Consider the following 11,583-nt stretch of genomic DNA (forward strand, 5'->3'; position numbering starts at 1 on the left):
ATATTTTTGAGATGGCAGCAAAAGATTCTGGTTGAAGGGGCCACTTTTTATTTGAACCTGGTGCCTGCATTGTAAATCCTGTAGTATTTTCAAATAAACCTATAAACCCACAAAAATTATACTTAGCATTGTGCTTATTTAGAATCATTCTTGAAAAGAATTTTTGCCATATCGCTGCTCATTGCCCACCTTTTTAATTTAGGAGGATATATGTTATTGAGCCAGTACCTGGTTTATCGGTCGGATAAATTTGCCAGCGAGCAGATAAGCAAAGGCCGGTACGATACTACCAACCTTATTGAAATAAAAATTCCGCAGCACCTGCCGGGCATCAGCGATTGGAAATCATACATCAGGGTATCCGGCCAGATCCAGCTTCAGGGCGTAGCCTATAACTATGTGAAGCTTAAAGTAACACGCGATACCGTATTTGTGCAATGCATACCCAATTATCAAACCACCAAACTACTAAGCCAGAATGTGATATACGCCAAACAATTAAGCGACATTCCGGTGAGTAAAAAGGCGCACGAATCGTCGGGCAAAAGGACCGGCGTGGATAATAAATATAGCCACCCGGTAATAGCCTATACTTTTACCCCTGGTGTATCAGCAATTAAAAAGCCTCTTATAGTTATTTTTATAAAGATAAACCCACCCTTGATACTGGTTGATGGCCGCCCGCCAGAGGTTATTGGTTAATCAAATAACTCATTATCTATTAATAACATCAACAGCCGCATAACGGGCCAACGGTACTTATTGGTGGCCGGGCCATGCGTCTATACTGCTAATTAAAACTCATGAACAATTTTTATAAAGCAATACTAATTATACTATCTATCGCGGCATCCGGCTATGCACATGCGCAAAAAAGCACCAAGGATACCTTACGCCTGGATAGTGTAATAGTTAAAGAAAGCAGGGCAAAATATCTGCCCAATATGCAGGGTACTTATATTTTTGCCGGCAAACGTACTCATTTGATTTATCCCGACGCCGGGAAGATAACCCTTGTTAATAACAGTGCCCGCATGCTATTTGCCAAAGTGCCGGGCATTAACGTTTGGGAAATGGATGGCGCCGGTTTGCAACTAAACATAGGCAACCGGGGTACCGATCCGCATCGCTCTATCGAAATGAACATGCGGCAAAACGGATACAATACCAACTCCGATGCATTTGGCTACCCCGAAAACCACTACAATGTGCCCTTCCAGGCCATTGGCGAAGTACAGTTTGTACGAGGCTCGGCCGCCCTGCAGTTTGGCCCACAATTTGGTGGCATGGTAAACTATAAAATAAAAGAGGGAGACACCACCAAAGTATTTGGTTTTGAAAGCGAGCAAACCGCCGGTTCAAATAACTTTTTTAATTCGTACAACGCCATTGGCGGCAAAGTTGGCAAACTGAGTTACTATGCCTTTTACTCCACCCGCCGGGGCGACGGTTGGCGGCCTAACGCGGCTTTTGCCTACCATGCGTACTACGCCAACATCAAATACCAGTTTAACAGTAAAGGCAGCATAGCGTTGCAATTTTCACGATCGGATTATGTGCAGCAAATTGCAGGCGGCTTAACCGATGCGCAATTTGCGGCAGATAACCGGCAATCATTCAGGGCAAGGAATTTTTTTAACCCCGAAATTAACATTCCCGCATTGTTATTCAATTACGCTTTTACCGGCAATACACGGCTGGAAATTACCTCGCATGTGGTATTTGGCCAGCGTAACAGCGTGCAGTTTATCAATACTTCTAATATCAAGGATACTGTTAATACCAGTCTGAAGACTTTTAACCCGCGCCAGGTAGACAGGGACTACTATGCCGGCCTTACCACCGAAGTCCGTTTACTGCATAGCTACACGTTGGGCGACCTTAAAAGCACTTTTACAACCGGGGTAAGATATTTTGAAGAGACCACCAAACGTAAGCAAAAGGGTGTAGGTACCATTGCCTCCGATTTCGATTTAACGCTGGTTAAACCTTACGGAATAGATTTAAGACTGCACTCCATCAACTATGCAGCCTTTGCCGAGAACATTTTCCAGGTTACGCCACAATTTACTATAACGCCGGGAGTACGGTACGAGGTTATTAAATCAACCACCTCGGGCGTTATCAGCAATGCTACCTTCCCCATTGGCTATAAAGGGAACCGCAACTTCCCGCTGTTTGGCACGGGGTTACAGTACCAGTTCGGGAACGGCAGCCAGTTGTATGGTAATATTTCGCAGGCTTACCGCCCTTATATATATGCAGCCGTTACCCCAGCCGATAACCTAACGGTGATTGACCCTAACATTAAAGATAGCCGGGGATATGATATAGATATGGGTTACCGCGGCAACATCGGCACCTTATTTAGTTATGACATTAATGGCTTTTATGTACGCTACAACAACCGGGCAGGCACCCTCACCCAAACCGACGCCCAAAATGTGAGCCATTTATATTTAACTAATATTGGCAATGGCGTGGCCAAGGGGATCGAGGCTTATACCGAAGTATCGTTACTCCGTTCGTTTGATGCCCGTGCCGGCAGCGATATCCGTTTGTTTAACTCACTGGCTTATACGCACGGGCGCTACATCACCGGGGCAATTAACCAGGCAGGCAAAAACGTCAGTTTGGCGGGCAACCACCTGGAAAACGTGCCCGACTGGATAAATCGTACCGGCCTTACCTTTTTAAGCGGGCCCGTGAGCAGTACCCTCCAGTTAAGCTATACCAGCAAAAGCTTTAGCGATGCCAATAATACGGTATTTAACTCAACCGGCGCCACAGGAATAGTAGCTGCCTATCATGTGGCCGACTGGGCATTCAACTATCAGTTTCTGAAAAATTACCACATCGGCGCGGGAATTAATAATCTTTTTAACGCCAAATACTATACCCGCCGCATTAACATGTACCCGGGACCCGGCATTTTACCGGCAGACGGCCGCACATTTAATGTAAGCTTTGGAATTAAGCTGTAACTAAAAAGGCCTTCCATATTCAGGAGGCCTTTTTTTTTTATTGTTGTATCAATTACTCCAAATACTTCTTTACTATTCCGGTTAACTCGGTTAAATCGAATGGTTTTTTCAAATAGCCATTGGCGCTTCCTGCTTTAGTAATTTCTTCAATATTGTTTACAGCCGATATCATAACAACCGGTATATGGCTTGTGGTTGGGTCGCTTTTAAGTCCTTTGCTTATTTCCTGTCCGCTGGCATCGCTTTTCCAGTCGGTAAGCCAGTTATCCAGCAGGATAAGGTCAGGATTGATTTCCAAAAGCTTTTTTAGTATCCTGGCGTTGTCTGATGCTGTAACCTCGTAACCCTCCTCTTCAAGAACGTAAACTATGGTATCCCTGATGTCTTTGTCATCTTCGATCACTAAAATTTTCTTAGCCATAAGGTGTTGATAGTTAAGAACGAATATAATCAATCTTAATTAAGAATTATAAAATTTACCTATAATTCACTTGATATTTAACCCGTTCGATGATATAACAACAAACAGGCCACCTTTTGTTTTGGCAATTATGTTGATACGCTAAAATATTACAATATATAAACCGCTTTAGCTATTATAACAAATGCGGCAGCGGGGTTCGTAACTTTCTTTTTCGCCTAAAAGAATGCGTGCGTTATCGGGTACCAGGCGATAAGAGTACAAAGCAGGGTTTCCGCATTGTACACAAACGGCATGCAGCTTGGTAACCGATTCGGCAATGGCCATAATGGCCGGCATAGGGCCAAAGGGCCGGCCTTTAAAGTCCATATCCAATCCGGCAACAATTACCCGGATGCCTCGGTTAGCCAATATGGTACATACTTCGGGAAGCTGATCATCAAAAAATTGTGCCTCGTCTATCCCTATCACGTGGGCATCATTGGTGAGCAATAATATAGCCGACGCACTATCAACCGGTGTAGAGCTAAACTTGTTGGCATTGTGCGAAACGATGGCATCCTCGCTGTAACGCGTATCTGATTTAGGGCTAAATATCTCTACTTTTAGTTTGGCTATGCGTGCACGGTTTAACCTGCGGATAAGCTCTTCCGTTTTACCCGAAAACATAGATCCGCACACCAGTTCAATACTGCCGCCTGATTCACTTTTACGCCTGAAAACATCTTCGTGGTAAACCATTCTTTAAATAAATTCTAAATACTAAACTCTAAATCGTAAGCTCTAAATCCTAAAAAACAAACTCTAAATCCTAAACCCTAAATTCTAAACCCTAAACTTTAAATCTTAAACTCTAAAACCAGGCATGATTGCCAAATTTCAATGTTAAAACTTTATTTCTAAAACCTGAAAATAAAAACGGGAGATATAAAACAAAGCAGCTGATATTCATATTTGTAGTTATAGCCTACAATGCGTATGCTATAGTACGGCGCCAAATATCAGAATTTTATCCTATTTTTGGTAAGCATTTTCCCAACATTGAAGCCATGAAGCAAATGGATATTTTTAAAAAGATTGGTGGTATTTTACAAGAGCTTAATGACCAATATGATTACCTGAAAGCCGAAAGCAGTGACTTGAACGAACTTGAACTGGAGCTTTTTGTGGCAAATGCCCAATTTTTGAAAGATCATGCCGAGATACTGCGCAAAATACATGAACGCAAAACCGCGCCCGCTGATAAACCCGAGCCGGTTACCGTAAAGCCAGAACCTGTAATTGAAAAACCCAGGCCCGTAGTTACAGCCACACCGGCAACCAAGCCGGAGCCTTTACATGAACGCCGCTTTTTTGAACCTATGGTTCAGCAGAAACCGGTTGTTGAAACCAGGCTGGAATTAACCAATGAAGCCGAACCTCCCGTTCATGTACCTTATAACCCGGTTAAACCCGAAATTGAGCTACCTGCTCCTGCTCATGAAGAACCACCCCAGGTAATCGACCTGGGAGCAGATAGCACCGAAGATTCATATTCGCTTGAAAGGGAAGGTGCAGAAACTCCGGAACAAGAGTTAGTATTGGATGAAGCCAGCGAACCAGAAGAGGAAGTAAAAGCATTAGAAACCATTACAGTGGCCGAACCGGTGATTGAAAAGCCGGCATCCGTACCACAGCCCGAGCTATTTAAGCCGATGGTGGCTAAATTTGAACCTGTAAAAGAAGAAGCTGATAAAGTACTTACCTTTAATCAAAAAATATCGGCACAAATAGCCGAACGGGACAAAAACCTGTCGGCACAGACTAACGCGCTGCCCATTACCGACCTGAAATCGGCCATAAACCTGAATGATAAACTACTTTATATTAAAGACCTGTTTAACGGCTACAGCCTGGCCTACAGCGAAGCTATCGAAATAGTAAACCGCTTTAACACCTACGAAGAAGCCGAGCGCTTTTTGAAAACTAACTACGTTGCCAAAAACAACTGGGAGGGTAAAGCCGCAACTGCCGAGAAGTTTTATGCCTTGTTGAAAAGACGGTATCCTACGGTTTAGTCATTAGGTCATTAGTGGCAAAAAAAATCCGCAGTCAATTGTTTTGGCCTGCGGATTTTTTTTGTTCTTATTTTGACTTGCGACTCAAGACTTCGGACTTAAGACTTACAACGCCGATCCTTGTTTCTTTCCTTCTGCGGCTTCGCCTCCAGTAGCAACATTACCTCCCCTACCCTTGGGATCGAAGGCCCGAAATTTAATTTCTCCACCTTTATAATCAACCGGGCCGGTGTATATTTTGCTATTAGCATCAGGATCTTTACCGTTGGTTGTGTAACGGATAGTTAAGCCCGGGAATTCGATATTGCTTGAATATTTACCCTCTTGCAAGCTGATGCCCGGTTTAGGTATACGGTAGTTATACCCTCCGTTAAAGTAGCTTAAACGAGGCAATTCCCGTTTGCCCAATACATTCAAAAATGTCGACCAGGCTAATTCGTATTGTTGTTTTGCTTTTATGGGGTCTTTTTCGGTAGCCCAGGCCGGGTCTGCCGCCCAGGCGCGTTCGGCAAGGCCAAGCAGGCGGGGGAATATCATGTAGTCCATACGTGCGGGGCCTTTCACTGTTTCGGCCCATAGCGCGCCCTGCAAACCGATAATGTTGGTTTTGCCATAGTCGGTAAGGCGTTGTTTGCCTAAAAATATGCTTTGGTTTATGGGTGCACCGTTCTTGTCAACATCGGCATTTTTAAAATAATCGTATGGGATAAAGGAGTAAAATTTGTCGATACCCAAAAACGCGCCCCAATAATAGCCCGGCTCATCAAATGATTTATAGTTGGCCATATCAAAGTACAAGTTGGTAACACAGGTGAGCACAACCTTGTAACCACCATTGGCCAGCTTGTAGGCCAGGTCTTCCTGTCCGCCGCCTAATACGTTATTCCACACATCGGCCTGCAAATGCTCGCCGGTAAAATCGGGGTTGGGTACATAGGTGTCGTTACCGTCTATTTTTGTTTTGCGCAGGGCCATTTCCTCCCATCCCGCCAGGTGAATTCCTTTGGCTTTTAATATCTGGTTTACCCTGCCGTAAAAATAATACCATAAATCACCTGTATTTTGAATTTCGGGATGGCTGGCCTTTAAAGCAAGATAAGCCGGGGATTTTTCCCAAACATGGGGTGGCACTTCATCGCCACCAAAGTGAATACCGGGCAGTGGCGCACCGGCTTCTTTGTAAATACTTACCAGGTCATCAACAACCCTTTCAACAAAAGTATAGGTTGATGGCAACGATACGTTGATCACATTATCATTCCAATATTGCACAGACCGGTATTCAGATTTATCATCCAAATCGCGTAGTAAATATTGGGTTGCCTCGTCTATTTTCCCTTCGGCAACCAGGCGGTCGTAACGGGCATCCATCGCTTTGATAGATGCACGGGCATGGCCGGGTGTTTCAATCTCGGGGATTACGATGATGTGCCTGTCGGTAGCGTATTTTAGTATTTCGATGTACTCGGCTTTCGTATAAAAACCCGAGCCGTAAGGATTATCTATATCAGGCCCCGAACCATGAGATGCAGGCAGGTGAGTTTTACTATCCAACGTATGGCCACGTTTTGAACCAATTGAAGTAAGTTCGGGCAGGGAAGGAATTTCTATTCTCCATCCTTCGTCATCTGTTAAGTGCAGGTGCAAAACATTCAGCTTATAAAGGCTCATTGCCTCAATCAGTTTGATAACCTGTTTCTGAGTCTGGAAGTTACGGGCCACATCAAGCATTACCGCACGGTGGGCAAAACGGGGAGCATCTTTTACCTCAACACATGGAATTTTTATGTTCTTGCCGACTTTAACCAATGCAGCTGGCGGAATGAGGTTTGTTAACGACTGAATACCGTAAAAAGCGCCGGCGGCGGTAGAGGCGTTAATGACAACACCTTGCGCACTTACCTTAAGTTCATATCCCTCGGCAGCAATACCCTCAACTTTTTTCAATGCGATAACTGTGCCCGGTGCCCCGGCAGAAACAGTTAACGGCCTGCCCAATATTTTGCCAAAGCTATTGGCCAAGTAAGCCGCTTCCTTTGCAAAGGCCCCATCGGCAACAACCGCGGTTTTTCCATCGATGGTAAACGCACCACTGGTTTCGGTATAACTTACCGGCGTTGGTAATATTTTAGGTAAGTGATCAGCTGGGATATCGGTAACGGTTTTATTCCTGTCGTAAACAATTTCGGGAGTAACCAGGCCCGCGTAGCTTGGTTTGTATGGCTTAATATCAAAAGAGCCAATGCTGTAGCCTTTTTCGGGCTGGGCATCCCATACCATATAAATACCTTCGGGAGCGTCGGTAATATTTACTACAGGTTCTTCGTTTACGTATTCTATCCGCGCCGATTCGCCTGGTTTAAGCTCTTTAAAGCCCACAGTTGGGGTAATGCTGTATAAATCGCCATTTACCTGGTTTATTTTGGCGTTGCCGCTTACCGCGTTCTCGGTAAAACCGCGGCCCGAGTTGAAGTAAAATTTCCATCCACCGGCAGGCAAAACGTTTTTACCGCTATTAGTGATCACCAATACGGTTAATGCTTCATTTTTATTCTGATAATTATCGTCCATAACCTCCCAGCTGATGTGCAGGTCGGCGGCATTAAATTTTACAGCATCGGTAGTTTTGAAGGCAGTATTCATTAAAAATGCTGCGGCAAGCATCAGGATAAAAATTTTGCGCATAGTTGGGTTACGTTAGATAATAAAGGGCAGCTAAATATAGGTAACTTTTTAAATAATTTTAATAAGTTGAAACATTATTATCCCTGTATTTTTCAAAACCTTCGCAAACTGTATGCTGTGTGTACCGGTACGAGGTGGTACGCCCTGGTGAAACGCCCTGGTACGGGGTGGTACACCTTGACTACCAAACCATTCATAAAAAAGCGCGACAACTTTAAACTAAATCCCGCGGGTTATACGCTAAATTTAATCCACCCTTCGCCCTCGTAACCAAAGGCAAATTGTTTAGGGCGGATGATTTCGGCCAGGATTTCTATAGAGTCAACTATACGTGGGCCCGGGCGGTTAAAGTACTGGTTGCCATCGGCTATGTACAGTTGATTGTTTTTTACCGCCTTTAAATCGGCAAAGCCCGGTAATTGCATTAAAATATCAATCTCCTTTAACGTACGCTCTATCGAAAAACCGCAAGGCATCACTACTATAATTTCGGGGTTCTGTAGCCGGATATCGTCCCAGCTTACGTAGGGCGAGTGTTTACCCTCCTGTGCCAATACAGATGTGCCGCCGGCAATGCTAACAAGGCCAGGCACCCAGTTGCCGGATACCATCATGGGGTCAAGCCATTCGATACAGGCCACAGTTGGCTTGCTATCGGCAAATTTCAATTTGTGTTTAATAATATCTACCCGCTCGTTCAACAGTTCCAGCAGCTCGGCGCCGGCCTGTGGTACGCCCAAGGTATCGGCTATAGTGGCAATATCGTTAAAAATATCGTTGAGGCTGTTAGGGCGCAAGGAAATTATCCGGGCCTTTTTGTCAAGGTAATTATCCAAAGCCAGTTCAACATCGGCCAATGATACCGCGCAAACCTCGCACTGGTCCTGTGTAATTACTACATCAGGGGCCAGTTGTTTAATCACTTCGCGTTTAACGGTGTAAACAGACAAGGCATCGGCCAACAGTTCTTTCACCTTTACATCAATAGCTGCGCTGCTTAACCCATCAGAAAAATTGGCTTCGGTACAAACCGGCAGTTGTTTTACCCATTCCGGATAATCGCACTCGTGCGAGCGCCCCACCAGGTTATCCTGAAGCCCCAGGGCACATACTATTTCGGTAGCAGACGGAAGCAGGGAAATTATTGTATCAGTTGACATGTTTCAGATGTGCAGATTTCAGATATGCAGATGTGCAAATGTACGGAAGATTGATTTGAAGATTTGGTGATTTGAAAATTTGAAAATTAAAAAGCAATGCTCCCATCTTCAAATTTTCAAATCACCAAATTTTCAAATTCGTTATTTTCCCCATTTACAACCTATCTTTACGGCAATGATATTCCTTACCTTTTTCATCGGGCTTATAGCCAACTTTATTGGTTACATACCTCCCGGCAACATCAATCTTACACTTGTACAAATCACCATAAACCGTGGTATAAAAGAGGCTTTACGTTTTATTATTGCGTTTTCGTGTGTAGAGTTTTTCTTTACCTATTTTATTATGCATGCCGCGAGGTGGCTTTCGGGCCAAATACACCTGGCCGTTGTTATTGATTGGGTAATGGTTGTACTTTTTGGCACTTTAGGCACCATTACCTGGATTCACCGGAATAAACCGCCCGAAACCAATTATTCCGAACATGCCAGCATTAAATACGGAATCCTGCTTGGCTTTCTCAACCCAATGCAGGTACCGTTCTGGATGGTTACCGGCACCTACCTTATTACCCACCAATGGATCCTGGACGGAAGGCTTGCCCTGGTCATATTCAGTATAGGCTCGGCGGCAGGCTCCTTTTTATGCCTGTTTTTATATGCCGAATTTGCCCGGTATATAAAAAGTAAATTTGCCTTGAGCACCCGGTTAATTAATACCAGCATAGCAATTTTATTCTTCGCCTTTGCGGCGTATCACATTGTTAAGCAAGTGTATTTATCGTTTTTTAAGCACTAATTTTTTTAATTTGAGGATTTGAAAATTTGAAGATGGATGCTTCTTAATTTGAGGATTAACTATGTTTGGGGACTTCGCCGTTTGAAAATTTGAAGATGGTGGTGCGTTCGTCGCCCGGAATTGACCTAATAAAAAAGGCCTCATCACTGAAGCCTTCTAACTCATATTACTGTTGAGAATTTCATTTTCAAATCCTCAAATTTTCAAATCTTCAAATTCTAAACAGCTATCTCCAATTTATTCTCTTTATAATATCCGGCTTTTAGTTTTTCGCCCATTTCGCTGTAGGCGTTTAGCGTGCGTTCTACATCCTCCAGTGAGTGTACGGCGGTTGGGATAAGCCTTAACAATATTAATCCTTTAGGGATAACCGGGTAGATGACTATGGAGCAAAAGATGCCGTAATTTTCGCGCAGGTCGCGGGTTAGGCTGGTGGCTTCGTAAAGGTCGCCCTCTAAAAATACGGGGGTAACCATGGTATTGGTAACACCCAGGTTAAAGCCCCGGTCTTTTAATCCTTTTTGCAGGGTTGATGAGATGAGCCATAATTTTTCGCGAAGCTCCGGTTGTGAAACCAACAGTTCAAAGCGTTTTTTTAAGCCCAATACCATTGGCATTGGCAACGCCTTGGCAAATGTTTGCGAACGCATGTTATAACGCAAAAAGTGTACTATCTCCTGGTCGGCGGCAACAAATGCGCCAATGCCTGCCATTGATTTGGCAAACGTAGCAAAGTATACATCCACACCTTCAATAACATCCTGCTCCTCATGTGTGCCCGCGCCGGTTTTACCCATGGTACCAAAACCATGCGCGTCATCAACTAATAAACGGAAATTGAAATCTTTTTTAAGATCCACAACCTCTTTCAGTTTACCCTGCGCGCCCGACATGCCAAAAACACCTTCGGTAATCAGTAATATACCACCACCTGTTTGCTCGGTTAATTTGGTAGCACGCTCCAGTTGTTTTCTACAGCTTTCAATATCATTATGCTGGTAAACAAAACGTTTGCCCATGTGCAACCGAACGCCGTCGATGATACAAGCGTGCGATTCGGCATCATAAACTATTACATCGTTCCGGTCAACCAGGGTATCTATAATGGATACCATTCCCTGGTAACCGTAGTTCAATAAAAAGGCGGCTTCTTTGCCTACGAATGCAGCCAGGTTATTTTCCAGTTCTTCGTGGTGGATGGAGTTGCCCGACATCATCCGGGCGCCCATCGGGTACGCCATGCCATAATCGGCAGCGGCTTTGGCATCAGCTTCCCTTACTTCAGGATGATTGGCCAAACCCAGGTAATTATTAAGGCTCCAAACCAAATGCTCTTTCCCATTGAACTGCATATGCGGCCCAATTTCCCCCTCCAGTTTGGGAAATGAAAAATAACCATGTGACCATTTTTGGTGCTGGCCCAGCGGCCCGCCCAAGCTTTTTGTTATTTTATCAAATAAATCCAAAATAATTTACC

At 44.2% G+C, this 11,583-nt stretch carries 9 protein-coding genes; 4 read left to right on the forward strand and 5 right to left on the reverse strand.

All coding sequences use genetic code 11. From position 1 onward, the window contains the following. The first annotated feature begins 150 nt into the window (after positions 1-150). Together AC1DXF_RS03655 and AC1DXF_RS03660 are read left to right on the forward strand one after the other, a co-directional pair. Positions 151-702, forward strand: a complete 552-nt coding sequence (locus tag AC1DXF_RS03655) for a hypothetical protein (RefSeq protein WP_477446224.1) — start codon at positions 151-153, stop codon at positions 700-702. A 101-nt stretch (positions 703-803) separates the two neighbouring features. Continuing rightward, on the forward strand, positions 804-2,984 hold the full coding sequence (locus AC1DXF_RS03660) for a TonB-dependent receptor family protein (protein WP_477446226.1): 2,181 nt from the start codon (positions 804-806) through the stop codon (positions 2,982-2,984). Between the two features lie 52 nt (positions 2,985-3,036). On the opposite strand, the gene AC1DXF_RS03665 is transcribed toward AC1DXF_RS03660, so the two are convergent. Then, the gene (locus AC1DXF_RS03665; protein ID WP_477446228.1) at positions 3,037-3,405 is read right to left on the reverse strand and encodes a response regulator; all 369 of its coding nucleotides are present in this window, start codon (positions 3,403-3,405) and stop codon (positions 3,037-3,039) included. A 168-nt stretch (positions 3,406-3,573) separates the two neighbouring features. After that, positions 3,574-4,146: a thymidine kinase gene (locus AC1DXF_RS03670; protein WP_477446230.1), complete on the reverse strand. Its 573-nt coding sequence runs from the start codon at positions 4,144-4,146 to the stop codon at positions 3,574-3,576. A 308-nt stretch (positions 4,147-4,454) separates the two neighbouring features. Between AC1DXF_RS03670 and AC1DXF_RS03675 the strand changes: the two genes are divergently transcribed. Then, complete coding sequence (locus tag AC1DXF_RS03675) at positions 4,455-5,462, forward strand: hypothetical protein (RefSeq protein WP_477446232.1); 1,008 nt, start codon at positions 4,455-4,457, stop codon at positions 5,460-5,462. Positions 5,463-5,567: 105 nt separating this feature from the next. On the opposite strand, the gene AC1DXF_RS03680 is transcribed toward AC1DXF_RS03675, so the two are convergent. Both AC1DXF_RS03680 and AC1DXF_RS03685 read right to left on the reverse strand, forming a co-directional pair. Continuing rightward, positions 5,568-8,147: a family 20 glycosylhydrolase gene (locus AC1DXF_RS03680; protein WP_477446234.1), complete on the reverse strand. Its 2,580-nt coding sequence runs from the start codon at positions 8,145-8,147 to the stop codon at positions 5,568-5,570. A gap of 233 nt (positions 8,148-8,380) precedes the next feature. After that, the gene (locus tag AC1DXF_RS03685) at positions 8,381-9,307 is read right to left on the reverse strand and encodes a cobalamin-binding protein (protein ID WP_477446236.1); all 927 of its coding nucleotides are present in this window, start codon (positions 9,305-9,307) and stop codon (positions 8,381-8,383) included. A 175-nt stretch (positions 9,308-9,482) separates the two neighbouring features. Here AC1DXF_RS03685 and AC1DXF_RS03690 point away from each other — a divergent pair, with 175 nt between their 5' ends. Beyond that, a complete protein-coding gene (locus AC1DXF_RS03690) occupies positions 9,483-10,106 on the forward strand; it encodes a LysE family transporter (protein ID WP_477446238.1) in 624 nt (207 codons plus the stop codon). Positions 10,107-10,324: 218 nt separating this feature from the next. Here AC1DXF_RS03690 and AC1DXF_RS03695 read toward each other — a convergent pair whose 3' ends face one another. After that, positions 10,325-11,572 carry an aminotransferase class I/II-fold pyridoxal phosphate-dependent enzyme gene (locus AC1DXF_RS03695; RefSeq protein WP_477446240.1) on the reverse strand — a complete coding sequence of 416 codons (1,248 nt, stop codon included), beginning with the start codon at positions 11,570-11,572 and terminating at the stop codon, positions 10,325-10,327. Positions 11,573-11,583: the final 11 nt, after the last annotated feature.

The organism is Mucilaginibacter sp. P2_A5, from assembly GCF_056404995.1.